Source organism: Streptomyces sp. NRRL WC-3605 (assembly GCF_001509795.1).
GTDB classification, from domain to species: domain Bacteria; phylum Actinomycetota; class Actinomycetes; order Streptomycetales; family Streptomycetaceae; genus Streptomyces; species Streptomyces viridochromogenes.
Genome location: NZ_LLZN01000002.1, coordinates 342,250 through 367,782 on the forward strand (window position 1 = coordinate 342,250; position 25,533 = coordinate 367,782).

General features: G+C 73.4%; 26 protein-coding genes and 1 riboswitch. Of the genes, 13 read left to right on the plus strand and 13 right to left on the minus strand.

The genetic code is table 11. The features are described from left to right. Nucleotide 1: 1 nt before the first annotated feature. From ADL34_RS03630 to ADL34_RS03645, 4 genes are read right to left on the minus strand one after another with little or no spacing between them, the layout of a single operon-like run. Nucleotides 2–1,222 (minus strand): sensor histidine kinase, encoded by a 1,221-nt coding sequence (locus ADL34_RS03630; RefSeq protein ID WP_062668060.1) that lies wholly within the window; start codon nt 1,220–1,222, stop codon nt 2–4. Then, on the minus strand, nt 1,219–2,931 hold the full coding sequence (locus ADL34_RS03635) for a cation acetate symporter (protein ID WP_062668061.1): 1,713 nt from the start codon (nt 2,929–2,931) through the stop codon (nt 1,219–1,221). The genes ADL34_RS03630 and ADL34_RS03635 overlap by 4 nt, the downstream gene beginning before the upstream one ends. A 54-nt stretch (nt 2,932–2,985) precedes the next feature. After that, nucleotides 2,986–3,351, minus strand: a complete 366-nt coding sequence (locus ADL34_RS03640; RefSeq protein WP_062668062.1) for a hypothetical protein — start codon at nt 3,349–3,351, stop codon at nt 2,986–2,988. 2 nt (nt 3,352–3,353) lie between these two features. Further along, nucleotides 3,354–4,103 (minus strand): LytR/AlgR family response regulator transcription factor, encoded by a 750-nt coding sequence (locus tag ADL34_RS03645; RefSeq protein ID WP_062668063.1) that lies wholly within the window; start codon nt 4,101–4,103, stop codon nt 3,354–3,356. Between the two features lie 88 nt (nt 4,104–4,191). Here ADL34_RS03645 and ADL34_RS03650 point away from each other — a divergent pair, with 88 nt between their 5' ends. From ADL34_RS03650 to ADL34_RS03675, 6 genes are all read left to right on the plus strand, one after another. Beyond that, the gene (locus ADL34_RS03650; protein ID WP_062668064.1) at nt 4,192–4,704 is read left to right on the plus strand and encodes an Lrp/AsnC family transcriptional regulator; all 513 of its coding nucleotides are present in this window, start codon (nt 4,192–4,194) and stop codon (nt 4,702–4,704) included. Between the two features lie 114 nt (nt 4,705–4,818). Beyond that, entirely contained in the window at nt 4,819–5,631 is an 813-nt protein-coding gene (gene ddaH, locus ADL34_RS03655; protein ID WP_062668065.1) for a dimethylargininase, read from the plus strand. After that, on the plus strand, nt 5,628–6,845 hold the full coding sequence (gene rocD, locus ADL34_RS03660) for an ornithine--oxo-acid transaminase (RefSeq protein WP_062668066.1): 1,218 nt from the start codon (nt 5,628–5,630) through the stop codon (nt 6,843–6,845). The genes ddaH and rocD overlap by 4 nt, the downstream gene beginning before the upstream one ends. A 181-nt stretch (nt 6,846–7,026) precedes the next feature. After that, nucleotides 7,027–9,459 (plus strand): SpoIIE family protein phosphatase, encoded by a 2,433-nt coding sequence (locus ADL34_RS03665; RefSeq protein WP_420718770.1) that lies wholly within the window; start codon nt 7,027–7,029, stop codon nt 9,457–9,459. 85 nt (nt 9,460–9,544) lie between these two features. Continuing rightward, on the plus strand, nt 9,545–10,771 hold the full coding sequence (locus ADL34_RS03670; protein ID WP_062668068.1) for a PP2C family protein-serine/threonine phosphatase: 1,227 nt from the start codon (nt 9,545–9,547) through the stop codon (nt 10,769–10,771). A gap of 307 nt (nt 10,772–11,078) precedes the next feature. Next, nucleotides 11,079–11,804 (plus strand): lysophospholipid acyltransferase family protein, encoded by a 726-nt coding sequence (locus tag ADL34_RS03675; RefSeq protein WP_062668069.1) that lies wholly within the window; start codon nt 11,079–11,081, stop codon nt 11,802–11,804. Here the strand turns inward: ADL34_RS03675 and ADL34_RS03680 are convergent. The 7 genes from ADL34_RS03680 to ADL34_RS03710 all read right to left on the minus strand — a co-directional run bounded on the left by ADL34_RS03680 (nt 11,797) and on the right by ADL34_RS03710 (nt 17,072). Next, on the minus strand, nt 11,797–12,579 hold the full coding sequence (locus ADL34_RS03680) for an urease accessory protein UreD (protein ID WP_062668070.1): 783 nt from the start codon (nt 12,577–12,579) through the stop codon (nt 11,797–11,799). The two genes, ADL34_RS03675 and ADL34_RS03680, sit on opposite strands and share 8 nt — an antisense overlap. Then, nucleotides 12,567–13,244, minus strand: a complete 678-nt coding sequence (ureG, locus tag ADL34_RS03685) for an urease accessory protein UreG (RefSeq protein ID WP_062668071.1) — start codon at nt 13,242–13,244, stop codon at nt 12,567–12,569. The genes ADL34_RS03680 and ureG overlap by 13 nt, the downstream gene beginning before the upstream one ends. 39 nt (nt 13,245–13,283) lie before the next feature. Next, entirely contained in the window at nt 13,284–13,958 is a 675-nt protein-coding gene (locus ADL34_RS03690; RefSeq protein WP_062668072.1) for an urease accessory protein UreF, read from the minus strand. A 13-nt stretch (nt 13,959–13,971) separates the two neighbouring features. Beyond that, complete coding sequence (locus ADL34_RS03695) at nt 13,972–15,693, minus strand: urease subunit alpha (RefSeq protein ID WP_062668073.1); 1,722 nt, start codon at nt 15,691–15,693, stop codon at nt 13,972–13,974. Continuing rightward, entirely contained in the window at nt 15,686–15,997 is a 312-nt protein-coding gene (locus tag ADL34_RS03700) for an urease subunit beta (RefSeq protein ID WP_062668074.1), read from the minus strand. The genes ADL34_RS03695 and ADL34_RS03700 overlap by 8 nt, the downstream gene beginning before the upstream one ends. An 8-nt stretch (nt 15,998–16,005) precedes the next feature. Continuing rightward, nucleotides 16,006–16,308: an urease subunit gamma gene (locus ADL34_RS03705; RefSeq protein WP_055622481.1), complete on the minus strand. Its 303-nt coding sequence runs from the start codon at nt 16,306–16,308 to the stop codon at nt 16,006–16,008. A 116-nt stretch (nt 16,309–16,424) separates the two neighbouring features. Continuing rightward, nucleotides 16,425–17,072 (minus strand): TetR/AcrR family transcriptional regulator, encoded by a 648-nt coding sequence (locus ADL34_RS03710; RefSeq protein WP_062668191.1) that lies wholly within the window; start codon nt 17,070–17,072, stop codon nt 16,425–16,427. Nucleotides 17,073–17,183: 111 nt separating this feature from the next. On the opposite strand from ADL34_RS03710, the gene ADL34_RS03715 reads away from it, so the two are divergent. From ADL34_RS03715 to ADL34_RS03725, 3 genes are all read left to right on the plus strand, one after another. After that, entirely contained in the window at nt 17,184–18,200 is a 1,017-nt protein-coding gene (locus tag ADL34_RS03715; RefSeq protein WP_062668075.1) for an ABC transporter permease, read from the plus strand. Between the two features lie 220 nt (nt 18,201–18,420). Next, a complete protein-coding gene (locus tag ADL34_RS03720; RefSeq protein ID WP_234374931.1) occupies nt 18,421–18,711 on the plus strand; it encodes a hypothetical protein in 291 nt (96 codons plus the stop codon). Nucleotides 18,712–19,050: 339 nt separating this feature from the next. Further along, a riboswitch (cyclic di-AMP (ydaO/yuaA leader) is annotated at nt 19,051–19,261 on the plus strand. A 3-nt stretch (nt 19,262–19,264) separates the two neighbouring features. Further along, nucleotides 19,265–19,738, plus strand: a complete 474-nt coding sequence (locus tag ADL34_RS03725; RefSeq protein WP_062668077.1) for a C40 family peptidase — start codon at nt 19,265–19,267, stop codon at nt 19,736–19,738. Between the two features lie 192 nt (nt 19,739–19,930). Here the strand turns inward: ADL34_RS03725 and ADL34_RS03730 are convergent, their stop codons facing one another. Then, a complete protein-coding gene (locus tag ADL34_RS03730) occupies nt 19,931–20,389 on the minus strand; it encodes an ATP-binding protein (protein WP_062668078.1) in 459 nt (152 codons plus the stop codon). Between the two features lie 212 nt (nt 20,390–20,601). On the opposite strand from ADL34_RS03730, the gene ADL34_RS03735 reads away from it, so the two are divergent. Beyond that, complete coding sequence (locus ADL34_RS03735) at nt 20,602–21,468, plus strand: helix-turn-helix domain-containing protein (protein ID WP_062668079.1); 867 nt, start codon at nt 20,602–20,604, stop codon at nt 21,466–21,468. Between the two features lie 9 nt (nt 21,469–21,477). Then, a complete protein-coding gene (locus ADL34_RS03740; RefSeq protein ID WP_062668080.1) occupies nt 21,478–21,705 on the plus strand; it encodes a DUF397 domain-containing protein in 228 nt (75 codons plus the stop codon). Between the two features lie 54 nt (nt 21,706–21,759). Here ADL34_RS03740 and ADL34_RS03745 read toward each other — a convergent pair whose 3' ends face one another. Then, nucleotides 21,760–22,887, minus strand: a complete 1,128-nt coding sequence (locus ADL34_RS03745; RefSeq protein ID WP_062668081.1) for an 8-amino-7-oxononanoate synthase — start codon at nt 22,885–22,887, stop codon at nt 21,760–21,762. A gap of 146 nt (nt 22,888–23,033) precedes the next feature. Between ADL34_RS03745 and bioB the strand changes: the two genes are divergently transcribed. After that, nucleotides 23,034–24,251, plus strand: coding sequence for a biotin synthase BioB (bioB, locus tag ADL34_RS03750; protein WP_062668082.1), 1,218 nt, complete (start codon nt 23,034–23,036; stop codon nt 24,249–24,251). Next, complete coding sequence (locus tag ADL34_RS03755; RefSeq protein WP_107115622.1) at nt 24,244–25,533, plus strand: adenosylmethionine--8-amino-7-oxononanoate transaminase; 1,290 nt, start codon at nt 24,244–24,246, stop codon at nt 25,531–25,533. The genes bioB and ADL34_RS03755 overlap by 8 nt, the downstream gene beginning before the upstream one ends.

A 25,533-nucleotide genomic window follows, 5' to 3' on the forward strand; every position in this document is an offset into this window, starting at 1 on the left:
GTCAGGGAGCGGTGAGCCGCCCGGCGGAGTGCACTCCCGGCTGGTACTTCGGGAGCCGGGCGGTGATCTTCATGCCCGCGCCCGGGGCGGTCTCGATGACGAGTCCGTACTCGTCGCCGTAGACCTGCCGCAGCCGGTCGTCGACGTTGGACAGGCCGATGCCGCCGGACGGGCTGACCTCGCCGGCGAGGATGCGGCGCAGCGCGTCGGGGTCCATTCCGGCGCCGTCGTCCTCGATCACGACGAGGGCCTCGGCGCCGGCGTCCTGGGCGGTGATCCCGATGCGGCACTTGGCGGCCGCCGACGACGCCCCCTTGCCCTCCAGGCCGTGCTTGACGGCGTTCTCCACGAGCGGCTGCAGGCACAGGAAGGGCAGAGCCACCGGCAGGACCTCCGGGGCGATCTGGAGGGTGACGTCGAGGCGGTCGCCGAAGCGTGCCCGCACGAGCGCCAGGTAGTGGTCGATGGCGTGCAGCTCGTCGGCGAGGGTGGTGAAGTCGCCGTGCCGGCGGAACGAGTACCGGGTGAAGTCGGCGAACTCCAGCAGCAGCTCGCGGGCGCGCTCGGGGTCGGTGCGCACGAAGCTGGCGATCACCGCGAGCGAGTTGAAGATGAAGTGCGGGGATATCTGGGCGCGCAGGGCCTTGATCTCGGCCTCGATGAGCCGGGTGCGGGACTGGTCGAGGTCGGCCAGCTCCAGCTGCACGGACACCCACCGGGCGACCTCGCCGGCCGCCCGCACCAGGACGGCGGACTCGCGGGGCGCGCAGGCCACGAGGGCGCCGTGCACCCGGTCGTCGACGGTGAGCGGGGCGACGACCGCCCAGCGCACCGGGCAGTCGGGGCTGTCGCAGCTGAGCGGCAGCGCCTCGCCGCGCCCGGACTCCAGGGGTCCGGCGAGGAGCTCCATGATCTGGGTGCGGTGGTGCTGGCCGACGCCGTCCCAGACCAGGACGTCGGTGCGGTCGGTCAGGCACAGCGCGTCGGTGCCGAGCAGGGAGCGCAGCCGGCGGGCGGACTTGCGGGCGGCCTCCTCGGTGAGTCCGGCGCGCAGCGGGGGCGCGGCGAGGGTCGCGGTGTGCAGGGTCTCGAAGGTGGCGTGCTCGACGGGTGTGCCGAGGTCGCCGAGGCTCTGCGGGCGGGCGGTGCGCCGGCCGAGCCAGAAGCCGGCGGCGAGCAGGGGCAGGATGGCGACGCACAGGCCCGCGACGAAGCCGCTCATGCCTTGACCTCCGCTCTGAGTTCCTCGGGCAGATGGAAGCGGGCGAGGACCGCCGCGGTGCCGGGCGGCACCCGGCCCGGGGTGGCCAGGGACACCAGGATCATGGTGAGGAAGCCGAGCGGCACCGACCAGAGGGCGGGCCAGGCCAGCAGCGCGTGCAGCGCGCCGGCCTTGGGGAAGCCCGCCATGGTGGCGGCGACGGCGAGCAGGGCGGACCCGCCGCCGACCAGCATCCCGGCGGCCGCGCCGGGCGGGGTGAGCCGGTGCCACCAGATGCCGAGGACGAGCAGCGGGCAGAACGAGGACGCCGACACGGCGAAGGCGAGGCCCACCGCGTCGGCGACGGGCAGCCCGCCGACCAGGACGCTCGCGGCGAGCGGGACCAGCATCGCGAACACGGTGCCGAGCCGGAAGTGGCGTACGCCCCGGGAGGGCAGGACGTCCTGGGTGAGGACGCCCGCGACGGCCATGGTCAGGCCGGACGCGGTGGACAGGAACGCGGCGAAGGCGCCGCCCGCGACGAGCGCGCCCAGCAGCTCCCCGCCGACCCCGCCGATCATGCGGCCGGGCAGCAGCAGCGCGGCGGCGTCCGCGTCGCCGGAGAGGGTGAGCTCGGGGGCGTAGAGCCGGCCCAGGGCGCCGTAGACGGGGGGCAGCAGGTAGAAGGCGCCGATCAGGCCGAGCACGGCGACGGTGGTGCGGCGGGCGGCGACGCCGTGCGGGCTGGTGTAGAAGCGGACGACGACGTGCGGCAGTCCCATGGTGCCGAGGAAGGTGGCGAGGATCAGCCCGTACGTGGCGTACAGCGGGCGTTCGCCGCGGCTCTCGGCCAGCGAGGGGGACAGTCCGCCGCCGGTGCCGTGGTCGCGGGCGGGGACCTCGTCGCCGCGGGCGAAGGTCAGCCGGGTGCCGTTCTTGATGCGGTGGGCCCCGGCGTCGAGCCGTACGCGGCGGTCCTCGTGGACGCGGCCGTCGACCGTGCCGTCCACGGTGACCGTCAGGGGGGCGCGCAGCTTGATCGTGATGGTGTCGTCGACGCGGACGACGCGCTGCTCGCGGAAGGCGCCGGGTTCGTCGAAGGCGTGCCGGGGGGCGCCGTCGCCCTGCCAGGCGAGGACGAGGAAGAGGGCGGGGACGAGCAGCGCGGTGAGTTTGAGCCAGTACTGGAAGGCCTGCACGAAGGTGATGCTGCGCATGCCGCCGGCGGCGACGATGGCGACGACCACGACGGCGACGACGAGGCCGCCGAGCCAGTCGGGTGCCCCGGTGAAGACGGTCAGGGTGAGTCCGGCGCCCTGGAGCTGGGGCAGCAGGTACAGCCAGCCGGTGCCGACGACGAAGGCGCCCGCGAGCCGCCGTACCGCCTGCGAGGAGAGCCGGGCCTCGGCGAAGTCGGGCAGCGTGTAGGCGCCGGAGCGGCGCAGCGGTGCGGCGACGAACAGCAGCAGGACGAGGTAGCCGGCGGTGTAGCCGACCGGGTACCAGAGCATGTCGGGGCCCTGGACGAGGACCAGCCCGGCGATGCCGAGGAAGGAGGCGGCGGACAGGTACTCACCGCTGATGGCGGCGGCGTTGAGGCGGGGGCCGACGGTGCGGGAAGCGACGTAGAAGTCGGAGGTGGTGCGGGAGATCCGCAGGCCGAAGGCGCCGACGAGGACGGTCGCCAGGGCCACGAGGGCGACGGCGGGGACGGCGTAGCTGGAGTTCACGGCCGGATCGGTTCCTGGTCTCGGTCGGCGGGGCGGCGGGCGGATGCGCCGGGTTCAGCGGTCCTCGACGAGCCGGACGAAGTCCCGTTCGTTGCGTTCGGCGCGGCGGACGAACCAGCGGGCCAGCAGCACCAGGGGCGCGTACAGGCCGAAGCCGAGGACGGCCCAGACCAGGTGGCGGGCGTCCGGCATCGCGGCGAAGAGCAGCGGCAGCGGGCCGACGAGCAGGCCGAGGACGGCGAACACGGCGAGCGCGGTGCGCAGTTGGGTGCGCATCAGCGAGCGGACGTAGGTGTGGCCGAGGGTGGTCTGCTCGTCGATCTCGGTGCGCGGCCGGTAGTAGCCGGAGACCCGGCGGGTCCGGGTGCGCCGGGGCGGGCCGGTGACGACGACACGGCGGTCGGCGGGGCTGCTGGGCAACGTCACGGCCTCCTCATCAGCAGGTCCCGCAGCTCGCGCGTGTGGCGGCGGCTGACCTGGAGTTCCTCGGAGCCCACGACGACGCTCACGCTGCCCGCGTCGAGCCGGAGTTCGCCGATGTGGCGCAGGGCGACGAGATGGCGGCGGTGGATGCGCACGAAGCCCCGGGAGCGCCAGCGCTCCTCCAGGGTGGACAGCGGGATGCGCACGAGGTGGCTGCCCTTGCCGGTGTGCAGACGGGCGTAGTCGCCCTGGGCCTCGACGTGGGTGATGTCGTCGACGGGGACGAAGCGGGTGACGCCGCCGAGTTCGACGGGGAGGTGGTCGGGGTCGGGTTCGCTCACGGTTATCCGGGGGGTGGCGCCGCGCTGTTCGGCGGCCCGGCGGACGGCCTCGGCGAGGCGTTCCTTGCGGACGGGTTTGAGCACGTAGTCGACGGCCTTGAGGTCGAAGGCCTGGACGGCGAAGTCCTCGTGGGCGGTGACGAAGACGATGAGCGGCGGTTCGGCGAAGCCGGTGAGCAGCCGGGCCAGGTCGAGACCGTCGAGGCCGGGCATGTTGATGTCCAGGAAGACGACGTCGATGGCCTCCGCCCCGCCGGGGCCGGACTCCAGCGCGCGGTTGATGCGGCGCAGCGCCTCGGTGGCGTCGCCCGCGCCCTCCGCGCTGCCGATCCGCGGGTCCGCGTTCAGGAGGTACAGCAGTTCCTCCAGCGAGGGGCGTTCGTCGTCGACAGCCAGGGCGCGCAACATGAACGGGAGTGTAGGAGCAACGGGCGCCCGTGGACACGGGCCGGGAGAGGACGTTCGCCCTGGGTGCCCGGACGCCTACAGTGCCCTCATGAACAGCGGCGCGGCTTCTTTCGACGAACTCGACCGGAAGATCATCACCGCACTGATGGCGAACGCCCGGACGAGTTTCGCCGAGATCGGCATGAGCGTCGGTCTGTCGGCGACGGCGGTCAAGCGGCGGGTGGACCGGCTGCGGGAGACGGGGGTGATCACCGGGTTCACGGCGACGGTCCGCCCGTCGGCGCTGGGCTGGCGCACGGAGGCGTACGTCGAGGTGTACTGCGAGGGCGCGGCACCGCCGCGGCGCCTGGCGGAGGTGGTCCGCAACCATCCGGAGATCACCGCGGCGATGACGGTGACCGGGGGCGCGGACGCCCTGCTGCACGTGCGGGCGCGGGACGTGGAGCACTTCGAGGAGGTGCTGGAACGCATCCGCGTCGAGCCGTTCATCCGCAAGACGATCAGTGTCATGGTGCTGTCCCACCTCATCCCGGAGAGTCCGGAGGCAGGCGCCAGCCAGCCGGCGCCCGCCGACGCATCAGTCGTGCGCGGAGCGGACTGAAGACGCAGCATTGCTGCGTGGACACGCACTTCCCGTTTCTTGTCGCTCGTCGGCGTCGGTTTCTACCGTGGAGTCAATCCTCATCGGAACCGTAGGAAGCGGAGGAACCCCTTCGTGCCCGAGACCCGTGTGCCGCGCCGGCGGCGCTTCCTCGTCTGCGAACCCAGACACTTCGCCGTGCAGTACGCGATCAACCCCTGGATGCAACCGGACGTCCGGGTCGACGTCGATCTGGCGCAGGAGCAGTGGCACGCACTGATCAGCGCCTACCGTTCGCACGGACACGCCGTCGACGTCGTGGAGCCGGTCGCCGGTCTCCCCGACATGGTCTTCGCCGCGAACTCGGCGGTCGTCGTCGGCGGCCGTGTCTTCGGATCCCTCTTCCACGCGCCCGAGCGGCGCCCGGAGTCCACCCACTACGACCAGTGGTTCAGGACGGCGGGCTTCGACGTCCACCGCCCCGCGTCGGTGTGCGAGGGCGAGGGCGACCTGGTCTGGACGGGCCGCCACGTCCTCGCCGGGACCGGTTTCCGTACGACCCGGGAGGCGCACCGCGAGGTGCAGGAGTTCTTCGGCCACCCGGTGATCAGCCTGACGCTGGTGGACCCGTACTTCTACCACCTGGACACCGCGCTGTTCGTGCTGGACGACGACAACATCGTCTACTACCCGGAGGCGTTCTCGGCCGGCAGCCGCGAGGTGCTCGCGCGGCTCTACCCGGACGCGGTGCTCGCCACCCGGGACGACGCGTCGGCGTTCGGGCTGAACTCGGTGTCCGACGGCCGTCATGTCTTCATCGCGCCGCAGGCCGAGGCCCTGGCGGCCCGGCTGGACGACCGCGGCTATGTCCCCGTCCCCGTCGACCTGTCGGAGTTCCGCAAGGCCGGCGGTGGCATCAAGTGCTGCACCCAGGAGATCCGCTCATGACCGCGCCCGCGCAGACCCGTTCGTCCACCGATCTGATCCGCGCCGAGGAGCCGGTCCTGGCGCACAACTACCATCCGCTGCCCGTGGTCGTGGCCCGTGCCGAGGGCAGCTGGGTCGAGGACGTGGAGGGCCGCCGCTACCTCGACATGCTCGCCGGGTACTCGGCCCTGAACTTCGGCCACCGCCATCCGGCGCTGATCGAGGCCGCGCACCGCCAGCTGGACCGGCTGACGCTGACCTCCCGCGCCTTCCACAACGACCGGCTCGCCGGTTTCGCCGAGCGCCTGGCGGCCCTGACCGGCCAGGACATGGTGCTGCCGATGAACACGGGCGCCGAGGCCGTGGAGAGCGGCATCAAGGTGGCCCGCAAATGGGCGTACGAGGTGAAGGGCGTCCCCGCGGACCGGGCGACGATCGTGGTCGCGGCGGACAACTTCCACGGCCGGACGACGACGATCGTGTCGTTCTCCACGGACGAGACCGCGCGGGCGGGCTTCGGGCCGTTCACGCCCGGCTTCCGGATCGTGCCGTACAACGACCTGCCGGCGCTGGAGGCGGCGGTCGACGAGACGACCGCGGCGGTGCTGCTGGAGCCGATCCAGGGCGAGGCCGGCGTCGTGATCCCGGACCAGGGCTATCTGGCCGGGGTGCGCGAGCTGACGAACCGCGCGGGCTGCCTGTTCGTCGCGGACGAGATCCAGTCCGGTCTCGGCCGCACCGGGCGCACCCTGGCTGTGGAGCACGAGTCGGTCGTGCCGGACGTGCTGCTGCTGGGCAAGGCGCTCGGCGGCGGCATCGTGCCCGTGTCGGCGGTGGTCGGGCGACGGGACGTGCTCGGGGTGCTGCGGCCGGGCGAGCACGGCTCGACGTTCGGCGGCAACCCGCTGGCGGCCGCGGTCGGCACGGCGGTGGTGGACCTGCTGGAGACGGGTGAGTTCCAGCGCCGGGCCACCGAGCTCGGCGTGGTCCTGCGGGGCGGTCTGACGGCGCTCGTCGGCAAGGGCGTCGTCGGGTTCCGCGCGCGCGGGCTGTGGGCGGGCGTCGACATCGACCCGGCGTTCGGCACCGGACGGGAGATCAGTGAGCGGTTGATGGCCGAGGGCGTGCTGGTCAAGGACACCCACGGCTCCACGATCCGGCTGGCGCCCCCGCTGACGATCACGGCGGACGAGCTGACGGGCGCGCTCGCAGCCCTGGAGAAGGTCCTGACCTGATCCGCGCCCCCCGTACGGCCGCCCGGGCAGCGCCCCCCGGGCGGCCGTACGGCGTCCTCCCCACACTCCCGGCCCCCGCAGAGAGGCACGCGAGCGCGGAAGGGCGAAGATGGGGACAAGTGGTGGTAGACCGCTCTCAGCGACAGAGAGGTCGGCCGTGGGGTCGGAGGACGAGCGGAGCGTGGCCCGGCAGGGGTTCGACGTGGCGGACGCCGTGCCCGTGCTGCTCGACGCCCAGGGCGTGGTGACCGGCTGGACCCGGGAGGCCGAGCGGCTGCTGGGGCGTCCCGCCGCCAAGGTCGTGGGGCACGGGCTGGCGGCGGTGCTGGCGCCTGAGGACGCGGACCGGATGCCGGAGCTGATGGACCGGTGCCGCGGGGAGGGCGGCTGGGCGGGGCTGCTCACGGCGGTGCGCGCCGACGGCACCCGGCTGCGCCTCATGGCCCGGATCACGCCGGCCCTGGACGACGGCGGCCCCTCGCGGCGGCTGCTGCTCCTGTCGGAGCTCGCGGGGGCGCCGGGCTGGGACATGAGCCGGCAGATGCTGGAGCAGATGGTCACCCGCTCCCCCGTCGGTATAGCCGTCGTCGACACCGAGCTGCGGTTCGTCTGGTCGAACCCGGCGCTCACCCAGTTCGGCGGCGGACCGCCGAGCAGCAGGCTGGGGCTGCGGCTCGGGGACATCCAGCCGGGCCTGGACTCGGAGAACATCGAGGCGCAGATCCGCCGGGTGCTGCTGACCGGTGAGCCCGTCGTCGGCTACGAGCACGTGGGGCAGGTCCGGTCCGCGCCGCTGCGGGAGACCGCGCACATGATGTCGTTCACCCGGCTCGACGACGGGCACGGCAACCCCCTGGGGGTGTACTACACAGTCGAGGACGTCACCGACCGGTACCGCACCCGCCAGCGCCTGGCCCTGCTCGACCGGGCCGGCGAGCGCATCGGCCGCACGCTGGACGTCACCCGGACCGCGCAGGAGCTGGCCGACGTGGCCGTGCCGGGGCTCGCCGACGTCGTCGCCGTGGATCTGCTGGAGTCGGTGCTGAGCGGCGGTGAGCCGTCGGACGAACCCCTGGGCGGCACGGACCGGGTGCCGCTGCGGCGCGCCGCGTACCGGTCGGTCAGCCGGCGGGCACCGGAGGCGGTCGTCGGCATCGGCGAGGTGGTCACCTACCCGGCCGGATCGCCCCCGATCCAGACGCTCAGGACGGAGCGGTCCTGGCGGGAGCCGCGCCTGGACCCGCTGGGCGAGGCGTGGGCGGAGCACGCGCGCGGCGGCGGGACCGCCATCTTCCTGGAGCTGGGACTGCAGAGCGCGATGATCGTGCCGATCCGCGCGCGGGGCGTCACCCTCGGTCTGACCACGTTCTTCCGGCGGCACCGCCAGGAGCCCTTCGAGCCGGACGACCTCAGCCTCGCCGAGGACCTCGTGTCCCGGGCGGCGGTCTGCGTCGACAACTCCCGGCGCTACAGCCGGGAACGCGACGCGGCGCTGGTCCTCCAGCGCAGCCTGCTGCCGCATCATCTGCCCGAGCAGGACGCCCTGGAGGTGTCCGCCTGCTACCGCCCGGCCGACGAACTGACCGGGCTGGGCGGCGACTGGTACGACGTCATTCCGCTGTCGGGGGCGCGGGTGGCCCTGGTCGTGGGCGAGGCCACCGGGCACGGCATCGACGCGGCGGCCGCCATGGGGCGGCTGCGGACCGCCGTGCGGACGCTGGCGGCGCTGGATCTGCCGCCGGACGAGGTGCTGGCGCATCTCGACGACCTGGTGGCGCGCTCGGCGCGGGAGGAGGGCGTCGACCCCGGTGCGGCCGGGGCCGAGACGCTGGGGGTCGGGTCGGGCTGTGTGTATGTGGTGTACGACCCGGTGGACGGGGCGTGCACGATGGCCGCCGCGGGGCATCCGGCGCCCGCCGTGGTGATGCCGGACGGGCACGTCGCCTTCGTGGACCTGCCGCAGGGACCGCCGCTGGGGGTGGGCGGCCCGCCCTTCGAGTCGGTGGAGCTGGCGCTGGCGGCGGGCAGCACGCTGGCCCTGTACACCGACGGGCTGCTGGCCGCCGGGGGGCGGTGGGCCGTGGACGCCGAGCGGCAGCGGCTGCGGCTGGCCCTGGAGAAGCGGGCGGAGTCCCTGGAGTCGCAGTGCCGGGCGGTGGTGGACGCGCTGGTGCCCGACCGGCCGTACGACGACGTGGCCCTGCTGCTCGCGCGGACGCGGGTGCTCGGGGACGGGCAGGTCGCCGAGTGGGACCTGGCCGCCGACCCGGCCGGGGTGGCCGACGCCCGCCGCACGGCGTCGAGGCAGCTGGAGGACTGGGGCCTCGACGAGCTGGCGTTCACGACGGAACTCGTCGTGAGCGAACTGGTCACCAATGCCATCCGGTACGCCACGGGCCCCATCCGACTGCGTCTGATCAAGGAGCGGGCCCTGTTCTGCGAGGTGTACGACGGCGGTGCGACCGCACCGCATCTGCGCCATCCCCGCACCACCGACGAAGGAGGGCGCGGGCTGCTGCTGGTGTCGCAGTTCACCCAGCAGTGGGGGACCCGGTTCGTCCCCGAGGGGAAGATCATCTGGGCCGAGCAGTCGCTGACGGACGCACCGCCCTGACCTGCCGGATCGCCCCTCGACGGACGGCGGCACAAATGACCCATAGCGTGCGAAACTGGTCGGATCACGGCGTGAGGCAGGTTCCATGGACGAGGTCGACTACGAGGCGGTCTTCCAGGCGCTGCCCGGCATGGTGGCCCTGCTGGACACCGATCTGGTCTACGTCGACGCCAACGAGGACTTCCAGCGGCTGTCCGGGCGCAGCCGGGAGCAGCTCGTCGGCCGCCACATCTTCGACGTGTTCCCGGACAACCCCGACAACCCCGCCGCGACGGGGATGCGCAACGTGCGGGCGTCCATGCTGCGCGTGGCGGCCACCGGCGAGCGCGACGCCATGGCGCTCCAGCGCTACGACGTGGAGGACGCGGGAAACCCGGGTCACTGGGAGGAGCGGTACTGGAGCCCGATCAACGCCCCCGTGACCGGCCCGGACGGGAAGGTCGCGTTCGTGCTGCACCGGGTGGAGGAGGTCACCGAGCTCATCCGGGTGCGGGGCGGCGCGGGCGTCGACAGCCGGGCGCGCACCCTGGAGGCCGAGCTGTACACGCGCGCCCGCGAACTCCAGGAGCTCAACGAGCGGCTGCGGCAGGCCCACGCCCGCGAGCGCGAGGTCGCGCTGGCCCTGCAGGAGGCGATGCTGCCCGCGAGCCGGCAGGTGGGCGACCGCCGCACGGCGGTGCGCTACCGGCCGGCCGTCGGGGCGCTCAACGTGTGCGGGGACTGGTACGACCTGGTCGACCTGGTCGGCGGGAACCGCATCGGGGTCTCCGTGGGCGATGTCGTCGGACACGGCCTGCGGGCGGCCGGCGTCATGGGACAGCTGCGCAGCGCGCTGAGCGCCTCGTCCCGGGTGGCCGCCGGCCCGGCGCAGGCGCTGGACGTGCTCGGGCGGTACGCGCACGTCGTCGACGGGGCCGAATCGGCCACCGCGGTCACGACGTTCATCGACTTCGACGCGCGGACGATCGCCTACAGCAGCGCCGGTCACCCGCCCCCGGTCCTGGTGCACGCCGACGGCCGGGTGGAGTTCCTCGACCAGGCCACCGACACACCGCTGGACGCGCGTCCCGACCCGATCCGCCGGCCGCAGGCGGCCACGACCTACGACGAGGGCGCGACGCTCGCGCTGTACACGGACGGTCTGATCGAGCGCCGGCGGGAGGACATCGACGTCGGTCTCGGCCGGCTCGCGCACGCGCTGGTCGAGCACCGCACCGCCGTCCCGGAGGAACTCGCCGACGCCGTCCTGCTGGAGCTGCTGCCGCCGGGCGGCGCGACGGACGACACGGCCCTGGTCATCGTGCGGCTGTGATGCGGGCGGTGCGGCTCCGGTGCGGACGGACGGGGCGGCCGCCGTCGGGCCGCCGTGATCACGCCAAACCCGGAGTCCGGCTTGCCGCGCACCGGCTGAGCGGACGAGGCTGGTCCGGCGGTCCTCCCCACCCGCAACACCCGCCGCGAGACCGCCGTCTGACGTGCCGTCATGTACGTGGACGCGAGTGGTCCGCCCCGGTTCCGGCGGTCGGGCCCTGCGCCTACACTGACACCCCCACGGCACGCTGGCTGACCTGCCAGAACATGGCGGCCCGAGCTGATCCGCCCGAGTGAGGAGCGCCCCTTTGTTCTACTACGTCCTCAAATACGTGTTGCTGGGCCCTCTCCTGAGGCTGGTCTTCCGGCCGCGTATCGAAGGTCTGGGGAATGTGCCGCCCACGGGCGCGGCCATCATCGCCGGCAACCACCTGTCGTTCTCGGACCACTTCCTGATGCCGGCGATCCTCAAGCGGCGCATCACCTTCCTCGCCAAGAAGGAGTACTTCACCGGCCCCGGCATCAAGGGCCGGCTGACCGCGGCGTTCTTCCGCAGCGCCGGGCAGATCCCGGTCGACCGCACGGGCAAGGAGGCCGGCCAGGCCGCGATCCGCGAGGGCCTGGGCGTGCTGCGCAAGGACGAACTCCTCGGCATCTACCCGGAGGGCACCCGCTCGCACGACGGCCGCCTCTACAAGGGCAAGGTCGGGGTCGCCGTGATGGCGCTCAAGGCCGGGGTGCCCGTGGTCCCGTGCGCGATGATCGGCACCTTCGAGGCGCAGCCGCCGGGCAAGGTCATCCCGAACATCCACCCGGTGACCATCCGCTTCGGCGAGCCGCTGGACTTCTCCCGCTACGCCGGCATGGAGAACGAGAAGACGATCCTGCGGGCCGTGACCGACGAGATCATGTACGCCATCCTGTCGCTGTCCGAGCAGGAGTACGTCGACCAGTACGCGGCCGTCGCGAAGGCCGAGGAGGCCGCCGCCAAGGCGGAGCAGGGCCGGCGCTTCCGCCGGCTGCCCCTCAAGTGACCGGGGCGGCCGCACCGAGGAGGGCCAGCGCCTCGTCGAGCGTCGCGCGCAGCCGCCGCGCGTCCGGCGCGACCGCGCTGACGAGCAGCGCAGGTCCGGCGAGCGGCAGCACGGCGGCGCTCTCCCCGAGCGCCCGGGGCGCGACGGGGGCGGTCGCGAACTCGGGGCGTACGACGAGGAGCTGCCCGACGGCCCGGTGACCGCCTAGCCCGGCGGGGCCGTCCCAGCCGCCGGGCGCGCCCGGCCCGCAGACCAGTTCCTGATCGAGGACGTGCCGCCCCGCGATCCTCACGCGCAGCCGGCTCGCCAGCCGCCCCGGCTCCTCCCCCACCCGTCCGAGCACCTGCTCCTCGCGCAGCACGAGCCGTCCGGCGGCACCCACCTCGGCCTCGGTCGTCACGGTCAGGTCGCTGCCGTACGCGGAGATCAACGGCTCCGGCAGCCAACGCAGTTCGGCGTCGTCGGCCACCGAGAGACGGACGTCGTAGCGGGCCCCGTCCTTGCCCTGCCCGGGCAGTGCGAGGGTGGCCGCCGCCGATCCCGCGCGCAGCCGGGCACCGGGAAGCACCTCCGCCTCGACGGAGAAGTGGTCGCCGCCGAGCGGCCCGCTCATCGCGCCCACGAGCAGGACGTTCGCCTCGCCGCCGGTGCCGCGGGTCCGGCGGGGCGCGAGCGGCCCTTCGCCGTCGAGGACAGGCAGGGCGGTGCCGCCCCGCCCGTCCGGCCGGGCGACGATCCGGGCACGGGCCCGCACCCCGGCGGTCACGCCGTCCACGCGGCCAGCCGGGCCCGCACCCAGTCGGCGACGTCGCGCACGCCCGGCTCGACCCTGAGCGACTGCAGGACGACCGGCAGTTCGGCGCGCTGCGCCTTGGCGTCGGCCGCCATCCGCGCCAGGTCGGCGCCGACGTACGGGGCGAGGTCGGTCTTGTTGACCACGAGGAGGTCGGCGGTGGTGACGCCGGGACCGCCCTTGCGGGGGATGTCGTCCCCGCCCGCCACGTCGATCACGAAGATCTGGGCGTCCACGAGACCCTTGGAGAAGGTCGCGGTGAGGTTGTCCCCGCCGGACTCGACGAGGATCAGGTCGAGCGGTCCTGCGTCGTCCTCCAGGTCCTCGACCGCCTCCAGGTTCGCGGAGATGTCGTCCCGGATCGCGGTGTGCGGGCAGGCGCCGGTCTCCACGGCGGCGATCCGCTCCGGGGGCAGCACGGCCTCGCGCAGCAGGAACTCGGCATCCTCACGCGTGTAGATGTCGTTGGTGACGACGGCGAGGGACAACTCCTCGCGCAGCGCCCGGCACAGGGCGGCGACCGTGGCGGTCTTGCCCGAGCCGACAGGGCCGCCGAGCCCGATGCGCAGGGCGCGGCGGGTTCCGTCGGGGCGGCGGGCGTCCGCGCCGAGGGCGGCGGGGCCGTCGTGGGTGTGGTCGAGGTGCATGGACACGGCTCCTGTGGGTCGTGGCGTGAGGGCTGGGGTTCAGGACGCGAAGAGGCGTACGGGCCAGGCGGCGTGGGCCTCCGCCGAGATCTCCAGCAGGGGCGCGGAGGCGGCGGGCAGCGCCTCGGTGCCTTCGCGGGCCGCGTGCCGGGCGGCCTCCACCGCGCGGTCGGCGACGCGGTCCAGCTCCGGGGCGAGCCGGGCCAGTACGGCGGTGGCCTCGAAGGGGTCCAGGCCGAGCAGCCGTACCACCGCCGTCGCGGGCCCGCTCACCGCCTCGTACGCCGCGCAGTGCGCCGCGTCGTGTGGCCCGAGCCCGGCGACCCGGGCGACGGTGCCGAGGACCACGGGCTGGTGCGCCCCTTTGGGGAACCGGGCGGCGAGGGCGTCGAGTTCCGGGGACGGCCAGGTCGCGCGGGCCGCCCGCAGCAGTTGCCGGCCCAGCTTGCGCGCGGTGGTCCGCAGCGCCGGCGACGGCGTACGGGCGTCGGCGGCGGCGTCCAGGCCGGCCGGGTCGAGCCCGGCCGCGCCCGCCGCCGCGAGCGCGGCCGACACGAGGCCGGCCGTGTGCAGCCGGCCCCGGCAGAAGTCCTCCAGGCCCGCGGCGCCGGTGATCCGCCCGGCCCGGACGGCCGCCTCGGCGCCGCCGGAGTGGGCGTGTCCCCCGGCGGGGAAGCGGCCGTCGGCCAGGACGAGAAGCGTGGCGCGTGTCATTCGACGGCCGTCCTCAGAAGAGGAAGTAACGCTGGGCCATGGGCAGTTCGGCGGCGGGCGTGGCCTCCACCAGCTCCCCGTCGATGTGCACGGCGAAGCTGTCGGGGTCGACGCGCACCTCGGGCCGCGCGTCGTTCTCCCGCATGTCGGCCTTGGTGACGCCGCGTGTCGACTCGATGGCCACGAACCGCTTGCCGAGCCCGAGCCGTTCCGGCAGCCCGTCCTCGAGGGCCAGTGGTGCCACGAAGTTGACCGAGTTCGCGGCCGGCGCCCGGCCGATCGCGCCGAACATCGGGCGGGGCAGGATCGGCTGGGGCGTCGGGATGGACGCGTTGGCGTCGCCCATCTGCGCGTAGGCGATCTGCCCGCCCTTGATGACGAGGTGCGGTTTGACGCCGAAGAACGCCGGCTCCCACAGCACCAGGTCGGCGAGTTTGCCGGTCTCCACGGAGCCGATCTCCCGGCCGAGGCCCTGGGCGAGCGCCGGGTTGATCGTGTACTTGGCCACGTAGCGGCGCACCCGGTGGTTGTCGGCGTGTCCGTCGCCGGGCAGGGGGCCGCGGCGCCGCTTCATCACGTGGGCGGTCTGCCAGGTGCGCAGGACGACCTCTCCGACGCGTCCCATGGCCTGCGAGTCCGAGGAGATGATGGAGATGGCGCCGAGGTCGTGGAGGATGTCCTCGGCCCCGATGGTGGACGGGCGGATCCGGGACTCGGCGAAGGCCAGGTCCTCGGGCACGGCGGCGTTGAGGTGGTGGCACACCATCAGCATGTCGAGGTGTTCCTCGGCGGTGTTGACGGTGAACGGCCGCGTCGGGTTGGTGGAGCTGGGCAGCACGTGCGGTTCGGAGACGACGGTCATGATGTCCGGCGCGTGCCCGCCGCCCGCGCCCTCGGTGTGGTACGCGTGGATGCCCCGGCCCGCGATCGCCGCAAGCGTGTCACCGACGAATCCGGCCTCGTTCAGGGTGTCCGTGTGGATGGCGATCTGTACGCCGGTCCGGTCGGCCACGGTCAGCGAGGCGTCGATGACGGCCGGGGTGGAGCCCCAGTCCTCGTGCAGTTTGAGGCCGAGCGCGCCGCCGCGGATCTGGGAGAGCATCGCCTCCTGCGAGACGGTGTTCCCCTTGCCCAGCAGGCCGAAGTTGACGGGGTGCCCCTCCATCGCCTCCAGCATCCGGGCCAGATGCCAGGGGCCCGGGGTGACGGTGGTGGCCTTGGAGCCCTCGGCGGGGCCGGTGCCGCCGCCGACGAGCGTGGTGATGCCCGAGGCGAGCGCCTCGTCGGCGATCTGGGGGCAGATGAAGTGGACGTGGGCGTCGATGGCGCCGGCGGTGAGGATGCGTCCGTTGCCCGCGATGATCTCGGTCTCCGGGCCGATGACGAGGTCCGGGTGCACCCCGTCCATGGTGTCCGGGTTGCCGGCCTTGCCGATGCCGGTGATCCGGCCGTCGCGGATGCCGAGGTCGGCCTTGACGATGCCCCAGTGGTCGACGATCACGACCCCGGTGACGACGGTGTCCGGGGTGCCGTCGGCGCGGGTGGCCCGGGACTGGCCCATGGACTCGCGGATGACCTTGCCGCCGCCGAACACGGCCTCGTCGCCGGCGCGTCCGGGTCCGCCGGAGCGGTCCTCCTCGATCTCGATCAGCAGATCGGTGTCGGCGAGCCGGATGCGGTCACCGGTGGTCGGCCCGAACAGGTCGGCGTAGGCGGCGCGGGAGATCTCAGGCATCGAGGGCACCTCCGGTCTCGCCCCGCAGGCCCGGCACCACACGGGCGCCGGCGAGGGGGACGAGTTCGACGTCGACGGGGATGCCGGGCTCGAAGCGCACGGCGGTGCCGGCCGCGACGTTCAGCCGCTTGCCGCGGGCCGCGGCACGGTCGAAGCGCAGGCCGGGGTTGGCCTCGGCGAAGTGGTAGTGGGAGCCGACCTGGACGGGCCGGTCGGCGGCGTTGAGGACGGTCAGCCGGGTGACCTCGCGGCCCTCGTTGTATGCGATCGGGCCCTCGGCGAACAGGACTTCTCCGGGAATCATGGCCGCCCTCAGACGATCGGGTCGTGGACGGTGACGAGCTTGGTGCCGTCGGGGAAGGTGGCCTCGACCTGCACGTCGTGGATCATCTCGGGGATGCCCTCCATGACGTCGTCCCTGGTGAGCAGGGTCCGGCCGGAGGACATCAGCTCGGCGACCGTACGGCCGTCGCGCGCGCCCTCGAGGATGTGCGCCGTGATGAGGGCGACGGCCTCGGGGTGGTTCAGCCGGAGCCCGCGGGCCCGGCGCCTCTCGGCGACGTCGGCCGCCACGTGGATGAGCAGCCTCTCCTGCTCGTGCGGGGTCAGTTGCACGGCGTCCCACCTCACAGTCCTCGCTCCGGACCGTGCGGGGTCCGGTTGCCGACGCCGTCGGGCGAAGGGCCCGGTGGCGTGGGTCGGCAGGCTAGTTGGACCGCGTTTCGGGCGCGTTAACCCCGCGCGGGACCGCCGGGGGACGCGTCGTCGTACCGCATGCTCATCAGGGCGCGCAGCCCCTGCTGCAGAACGTCGACGGGCGCGGGCCCGAACAGACTCTGCTGGGCGATGAATCCGAGCACGGAGGCGATCATCGTGCGGGCGACGTGGTCCGGGTCCGCGTCCGTCCGCATCATCCCGGCGTCCTGGTAGCCCTCGACGATCCGCGCCCAGGCGGCGCGCACCGAGCCGTAGCCCTCGCGCAGGATCGCGGCCAGCTCCTCGTTGCGCAGGGTCTCCGTCCACACCTGGACGACGAGCCGGGGAAAGGCGGGCCTGCCGTCGACGACCAGGGACGCGCGCTCGGCGAGGGTGCGGCCGAGGACGTAGGCGACGAGCTCGTCCGGCGGCGGGGGCGGGCTCTGCCGCGCGGCCTCCTCGAACGCCCCGCGGACCGAGCCGAGCACCTCGGCGACGATCGCGCCGATCAGCTCCTCCTTGCCCTTGAAGTAGCGGTAGACGGCCCCCGCCGAGAGGTCGACCTCCTTGAGCACGTCCTGCATCGAGGTGGCGTGGAAGCCGTTGCGGGCGAAGCAGAGGGCGGCGCCGTCGAGGATCTGGCGGCGGCGTGCGTCGAGGTGTTCCTGGGATACGCGGGCCATGTCCACAAAAGTAAAACGAACATTCCTTCTTGACAAGCGCCGGCCGGTGTGAGCACGGTGGTCCCACCAAAAACGAACGATCCTTCTTTTTGAGATCCAACGGGAGATCCCATGTCCTCGCCGTCCGCCACACCGCCCAGGAAGGCCGCACCCCGGCGCCTGGTCGCGGTGGTCGTGCTCGTCCCCGTGCTGGCCGCCCTCGCCCTGTGGGCGTTCGCCTGGCCTGCCGCCCGCACCGCACCGCGCGACCTCCCGCTCGGCGTGGCGGGCCCCGCCTCGGCCGTGACGCGGATGGAGCGGCAGCTCTCCGCCCACGACGGCGCGTTCGAGGTGCACCGCTACGCCGACGAGGCGGCCGCCCGCGACGCCATCGAGGACCGGGACGTGTACGGCGCGGTCGTCGTGACGCCGCAAGGCCCCCGGCTGCTGACCGCGTCCGCCGCGAGCCCGGCCGTGGCCATGCTGCTGCAGCAGGCGGTGGCCGGGCAGGCGGCCGCCGAGGGGACGCGGGTGGAGACCGTCGACGTGGTGCCGTCGCCGGAGAAGGACCCGCGCGGGGCGGCCCTGACGTCCAGCGTGCTGCCGCTCGCCCTCGCGGGCATGGCGGCGGGCGCCGCGGTCACCGTGCTGGGGCTGCGCGGCTCGGGCGCCGCCGGCGCCCTCGTGGGCGTGGCCGCCCTGATCGGCCTGATCGCCGCCGCACTGGCGCACAGCTGGCTGGGCGTCATCACGGGTGACTGGTGGGCGGAGGCCGGGGTTTTCGCGCTGATGAGCCTCTCCGTGAGCGCCGGCGTCGCCGGGCTCGCCGCACTGATCGGACCGGCCGGCACAGGACTCATGGCCGCCACGGTCATGCTGATCGGCAATCCGTTCTCGGGGGCGGCGTCGGCGCCGCAGATGCTGCCGGAGCCGGTCGGCACGATCGGCCAGTGGCTGCCGCCGGGCGCGGGTACGACCCTGCTGCGCTCGGTGTCCTTCTTCGACGGGGCCGCGGCGGTGGGCCCCGCCCTGACCCTGACCTGGTGGGCCGCCCTGGGTCTCGGCGCGGTCCTGCTGGGCGCCCGCCTGAAGGCGGACGCGACCACCGCCGAACCGGCCGCGACCCGCCGGCCTGCCCCCGTCGGGTAACCCCGGACAGGGCAGGACCACCGAACCGGCCGTGCGCCCCCGCTGTAGCGGACGGGGACGCACGGCCTCGGCGCGTCCGGGCTCCCCCTCGGGAACCGGACGGTGCCGCCACCCGGACAGCCCCCTGCTCCCCCGTCGGCATGTGCGGAGGCGGAGCCGCGTGTGCGGAGACGGAGCCGCGTGTGCGGAGACGGAGCCGCGTGTGCGGAGACGGAGCCGCGTGTGCGGAGACGGAGCCGCGTGTGCGGAGGCGGAGCTGATCGACCGTTACCCGGAGGTCGTGGACCTGCTGGGGCGATCCACCCCGGCCAAGGACGGCGACACCTGCCGGCGCTCGCGCGCCGCCCAGGCGCTCGTCGGCAAGGCGGTCGCGCTCCGGGACGCGCCGGCGCTGACGCACCGTCGGGGCGGGACGGAGCTGCCCGCCCGCACGCTGGAGCGCGCGCTGCGCGTCCTGGACGGGGGGCGCCGCACGGCTCGTGTCACGCTGCCGCCGCGCTCCGACAGTTGACGGCGCCACAGCCGCGTTCCGGTCCGCGGCCCTCGCGCCGGGACGTCGTCCGCCACGCCGAAACGGACCGAATGGCGTACCCCCGCTCGGCGTATTCCTCACTCCGTCCGCGCGCTCGTACGGCTTGCGTCAGGGGCGGGACGCGCAGCCGCATTTGAGCCTTCCGCCGCTGGTCCGGGGCTCGTCGGGCATCTGGCCATGTTCTCGAACGCAGTAGCGTCCACCCGAACGGGTGAGTGGTGAGTAACACCACAAATCCCCGGTTCCGTTGGGATTTTCGTTCTTCCGTGCGCCAAGATCCCTGACTGACGACAAGACCCCGCCGCAGCGGCGGGGCGATCCGGGCGGACGCCGAGTCCTGCCGCCGCCCGGATGACCGGTCGACAGGAGTGGATCGGCAGGAGTGGAGGACCCGAGCAAGACGGGTCGCCGGTACGGACGTTCGTTCGAACCGAGCAACCCTTGGGGTGAAGCCGCGACAGAGCGGCCGGGCAACTTCGCCAGCCCGAATCCGACAGGTCATCCTTCACAGGCGGCTGACGAAGGGTTGCGCATGACTGCGCTCAATCGTGTCCCGTCGCTCATGGCCAGGGCCGGTACGGCCTCGGCCCTCACTCTCGCCGCCGTGGGCGGCTCGATCGTGACGCCCGGTCTCGCCTCGGAGGCGGAGGCCGCCGCGCCCGCGACGAAGGCACTTCAGATCGCGGCCTCGAAGAAGGGGGCGCCGTACAAGTGGGGCGCCACGGGCCCGAACCGGTTCGACTGCTCCGGGCTGACGCTGTACTCGTTCAAGAAGGCCGGCAAGAAGCTGCCCCGCACGGCGGCCCAGCAGTACAACAAGACCCGCCACATCTCCGCCTCCAGCCGCAAGGCCGGTGACCTGGTGTTCTTCCACTCGGGCTCGTACGTCTACCACGTGGGCATCTACGCCGGTAAGGGCAAGATCTGGCACTCCCCCAAGAGCGGTGACGTGGTCCGGCTGCAGAAGATCTGGACCAGGAGCGTCTGGTACGGCCGGGTCAAGTGACCCCGCGGGGCGCGCATGGCGCCCCTACCCCCGCCGGCGCCCTCCCGGAGCGCGGAGGGCTTCCGGCACGGGCCGGGCCCTCCAGCGCCTCCGGGGCCTCCCGGGGCCGACGGGGGCGGAGCGCGCCGCGCGGCGCCCGGTGCGGCACCACGCGGCGCTCCTCGGTCGTTTCCGCGAGGTCGCGGGCACGGCCTACGGCTCCTGCGGCGCCGCGACCGCGACCGGCGAGGCCGGTACGGTCCACGGCAGCTCGATGGAGACCGTCTTGCCGCCCTCCCGGGTCGGCCACACCCGGAGCCGGCCGCCGCACTCGGCGGTCAGCCAGCGGATGATCACCATGCCCCGGCCGTTGTCCTGCTGGACGGCGGCCGGCAGTCGTTTGGGGAACCGCGGATGGCTGTCGGTCACCCCGATGCGCAGGTGCTCGTCGCGGTCGAGCTCGAGGTCCACGGTGAAGGTGGGCGACTGCCCGAGGGTGTGCTGGACGGCGTTGGTGGCGAGTTCGGAGACGATGAGCCGGATGGTCTCCGCCGCCTCCGTCTCCGGCGGCAGCCCCCACTCGGCGAGCGTGGTGATGACGTAGGACCGTGCCGCGGAGACCGAGGCGGGATCGCTCGGCAGGGTGACGGATGCTTCCAGATGGTCTGCCATGGCGACGTCATCCCTTTCCGACGGGACCGCGGTCCGACACGGAGCGGAAGGTTCGAGTACGGTCCCGGACTGTGCTTCGCCGCCAGACTGCCATCACCGGGCCGGTCGCGGGTGGCGATCCACCAAGATATGCATATATCTGTCGCTCGAAGCGGTGAACTCTGCGACGGCAGACCGTATTTGGGCGGCCCGGTCGGAGTAAGGAGTTGCCCATGCAGCACGGCCCGGCGGTCCGCCGCCGGAAACTGGGCGCGGAACTGCGTGCGTTGCGCACCGGGACCGGGCTCACCAGTGGCGAGGCGGCCCGCCTGGTGGGCTGGCACCAGTCCAAGGTGAGCCGGATCGAGACGGGCGCCAGCGGGGTGAAACCGGCCGATGTGCGATTACTCCTCGACGCCTACGGCGTCCGGGACGCGCGGCTGCGGGAGGTGCTGCTGGCGCTGGCCGGTTCCGACGCGGCGGGCCGGCACCACTGGTGGCACGCCTATCGCGGCGTCCTGCCGCCGACGTACCGGGACTTCATCAGTCTGGAGTCCCAGGCGAGCGCGATGCGCACGCTGGAGACGTCCGTGGTACCGGGGCTGTTGCAGACCCCCGAGTACGCGCGGGCGGTGACCCGGGCGGCGACGGGCGGGACGGACGACGGCGCCGACGACCGGCTCGACGCGCTGGTCGCGGTCCGGCTGGCCAGGCAGGAGGTGCTGCGCGCCGATCCGCCGCTGAGGCTCAGCGCGGTGCTGGACGAGGCGGTGCTGCGCCGGGAGATCGGCGGGCCCGAGGTGATGCGGCGCCAGCTGGAGCGGCTGCTGGAGGCGGCACAACTCCCCCAAGTGAGCCTGCAGGTACTCCCGTTCACGGCCGGTGAGCATGTCGGCATCACCGGGCCTTTCGTTATCTTCTCATTTTCGAGCACTTCTGATCTAGACGTGGTTGTTCTCGACCACTTGACGAGTAGCCTCTATCTCGAACGGAAAGAAGACCTCCAGGCCTACACGGAGGCCTTCGACGCCCTTCGGCTCCACGCCCTTTCGCCCGAGGAATCGCTGGATCACATCGCCGCGATAGGTGGCGGCGCGTAAGGAGGCACCATGACCGCACTGCCTCGGAACCTCAGGTCGAGCACCGAACTACCGGACGCCCGTTGGCTGCGCAGCAGCTACAGCACGGGGGCGAACAACTGCGTCGAGACGGCCCGGCCGCACTCCGGTCCCTGGACCGGCCTGCTGGCCGTGCGCGACTCCAAGATTCCGGCGGGGCCCGCGCTGCTCTTCTCCCCCGAGAGCTGGGCGGGTTTCACGGCCGCGCTCCAGACCTGACCGTTTCTGATCGTTTCTGCCCGCTCCGGTGCCGCCCGGCCGTGTCACGCCGACTCATGGTCGTGCCGTACCGATGACCTGTACAGCGCGTTCGATCTGCCCCTCGGAGAGGTCCGCGCGGGCGGTCAGCCGCAGCCGTGAGATGCCGTCCGGCACGGAAGGCGGACGGAAGCAGCCCACGGCGAGACCCGCCGCACGGCACTCGGCCGCCCACCGCACGGCCCCCTCCGGGGACGGCGCCCGCACGGAGACGACCGCGGCGTCCGGACGCACCGCCTCCAGACCCGCGGCCGTCAGCCGGGTGTGCAGCTCGCCCGCCACCGCGCGGGCCCGCGCGGCCCGTTCCGGCTCACGGCGCAGCAGTCGCAGGGCCGCAAGCGCGGCACCCGCCGGCGCGGGGGCCAGCCCCGTGTCGAAGATGAACGTCCGCGCGGCGTTGACCAGGTGGTCGATCACCCGGGCCGGACCGAGCACGGCACCGCCCTGGCTGCCGAGCGACTTGGACAGCGTGACGGTCACGACGACGTCCTCCGTGCCCGCGAGACCGGCCGCGTGCGGGGCGCCCCGGCCGCCGTCCCCGAGGACGCCGAGGCCGTGCGCGTCGTCCACGACCAGCCCGGCACCGCGCTCCCGGCACACCTCGGCGTAGGCGGCCAGCGGGGCGGCGTCGCCGTCGACCGAGAAGACGGTGTCGGAGACGACCACCGCCGGACCGTCGTGGGTGCGCAGCGCCTTGCGCACGGCGTCCGGGTCGGCGTGGGCGGCGACCTGGGTGGTGCCCCGGGCCAGCCGGCAGCCGTCGATGAGCGAGGCGTGGTTGCCCGCGTCCGACACGATCAGCGAGCCGTGCGGCGCGAGCGCGGTGACGGCGGCGAGGTTGGCCGCGTAGCCGGACGAGAAGACGAGCGCCGCCTCGGCGCCGCAGAAGTCGGCCAGCTCCCGCTCCAGCTCCGCGTGCAGTTCCGTCGTACCGGTGACGAGGCGGGAGCCGGTCGCGCCGCCGCCCCAGGTCCGTGTGGCCCGGACGGCGCCCTCGACGACCTCGGGATGCCGGGCCAGACCCAGGTAGTCGTTGCTCGCGAGGTCGAGGAGCGGGGAGTCGGCGGGGCGGGGGCGCAGGGTCCGTACCAGTCCGGCGCGGCGGCGCTGGTCCGCCTGTTCGTCGATCCAGCCGAACGCCATGGCTCCTCCGGGCTTTTGTAGGCAGTGCACAGACACTAGCGGCCGGGACCGCCGCCCACGGTGTGGCAATACCCACACATCGAATCGACAGGGTTGTGCAAACTCACCTTGGCTCCGGCCCCCTCCGTACGTCAGGATCACCTCCCATGGACCTGCTGAACACGCTGGTGGACAAGGGGCTTCGGCGCGAGCTGCCGACCCGCGAGGAAGCGCTCGCCGTTCTCGCCACTTCCGACGACGACCTGCTCGACGTGGTGGCCGCGGCCGGCAAGGTGCGCCGGAAGTGGTTCGGCCGGCGGGTGAAGCTGAACTATCTCGTCAACCTCAAGTCGGGCCTGTGCCCGGAGGACTGCTCGTACTGTTCGCAGCGGCTCGGCTCCACCGCCGGCATCCTCAAGTACACCTGGCTGAAGCCGGACGAGGCCTCGCAGGCCGCGGCCGCGGGGTTGGCGGGTGGCGCCAAGCGGGTGTGCCTGGTGGCGTCCGGGCGCGGCCCGACGGACCGGGACGTGGACCGGGTCTCCGAGACCATCAAGGCCATCAAGGACGGGAACGAGGGCGTCGAGGTGTGCGCCTGCCTCGGGCTGCTCTCGGACGGGCAGGCGGAGCGGCTGCGCGAGGCGGGCGCGGACGCCTACAACCACAACCTGAACACCTCGGAGTCCACGTACGGGGAGATCACCACCACCCACACGTACGCCGATCGGGTGGACACGGTGAACAAGGCGCACGCGGCCGGTCTGTCCGCCTGCTCCGGGCTGATCGCGGGCATGGGCGAGAGCGACGAGGACCTGGTCGACGTCGTCTACGCGCTGCGCGAGCTGGACCCGGACTCGGTGCCGGTCAACTTCCTGATCCCGGTCGAGGGCACCCCGCTGGCCAAGGAGTGGAACCTCACCCCTCAGCGCTGCCTGCGCATCCTCGCGATGGTCCGCTTCGTCTGCCCGGACGTGGAGGTCCGCATCGCGGGCGGCCGCGAGGTCCATCTGCGCACGATGCAGCCGCTGGCCCTGCACCTCGCCAACTCGATCTTCCTCGGCGACTACCTCACCACCGAGGGCCAGGCCGGCAAGGCCGACCTGGAGATGATCGCGGACGCCGGGTTCGAGGTGGAGGGAGCCGGCCAGGTGACCCTTCCGGAGCACCGGGCGGCCGCGGCCGGGGGCGGCTGCGGATCGCACGGGAGCGCGGGCTGCGGATCGCACGGGAGCGCCGGATGCGGCTCGCACGCGGACGGCGGGGTGTGCGGTACGGCCGCCCCCGCGCCCGGTACGGAGGCTTCCGCCCCGGCCGGCGAGCCGCGCACCGATCTGGTCGCCGTCCGCCGACGGGGCGCCGGGACCGACATCGCGCCCAATGCCTGAGCTGCCCGGCCTGGGCGTGCCCGAGCTGCTGGACCTCGACCGGCGGCACGTCTGGCATCCGTACGGTCCGATGCCGGGCCGCGCCGAGCCGCTCGTCGTGGAGTCGGCGAGCGGGGTGCGGCTGCGGCTCGCCGACGGCTCGGGCGAGCTGGTCGACGGCATGTCGTCGTGGTGGTCGGCCGTCCACGGCTACAACCACCCGGTCCTCAACGATGCGGCGCACGCGCAGCTGGCGCGGATGAGCCACGTCATGTTCGGCGGGCTCACGCACGAGCCCGCCGTACGGCTGGCGAAGCTCCTTGTCGACATGTCGCCCGAGGGACTCGAGCACGTCTTCCTGGCCGACTCCGGCTCGGTGTCGGTCGAGGTCGCCGTCAAGATGTGCCTGCAGTACTGGCGTTCGCTGGGGCGGCCCGGCAAGCGGCGGCTGCTGACCTGGCGCGGCGGCTACCACGGCGACACCTGGCAGCCGATGTCGGTGTGCGACCCCGAGGGCGGGATGCACGAACTGTGGGCGGGCGTACTCCCGCGTCAGGTGTTCGCCGACGCGCCGCCGGCCGAGTACGACGAGGCGTACGCCGAACGGCTGCGGTCGCTGATCGAGCGGCACGCGGACGACCTGGCGGCGGTGATCGTCGAGCCGGTGGTGCAGGGCGCCGGCGGGATGCGGTTCCACTCCCCCGCGTATCTGCGGGTGCTGCGGGAGGCGTGCGACGCGCACGACGTGCTGCTCGTGTTCGACGAGATCGCGACCGGCTTCGGGCGCACGGGCGCCCTGTTCGCGGCGGACCACGCGGCGGTGACGCCGGACGTGATGTGCGTGGGCAAGGCCCTGACCGGCGGCTATCTGACGATGGCGGCGACGCTGTGCACGGCGCGGGTCGCGGACGGCATCTCGCGCGGCGAGGTGCCGGTGCTCGCCCACGGCCCGACCTTCATGGGCAACCCGCTGGCGGCCGCGGTCGCCTGCGCGTCGATCGGGCTGCTGCTGGGCCAGGACTGGCGGGCCGAGGTCGGGCGGATCGAGGCGGGGCTGCGGTCCGGTCTGGCGCCCGCAGCGGACCTGCCGGGCGTCAAGGACGTACGGGTCCTCGGCGCGATCGGCGTCGTCCAGCTGGACCACGAGGTGGACATGCGGGCGGCGACGGCGGCCGCCGTGCGCGAGGGCGTGTGGCTGCGGCCGTTCCGCGACCTGGTCTACACGATGCCGCCGTACGTCACGGGCGACGCGGACGTCGCACGGATCGCCCGCGCGGTGTGCGCGGCCGCACGAGAGGGCTGA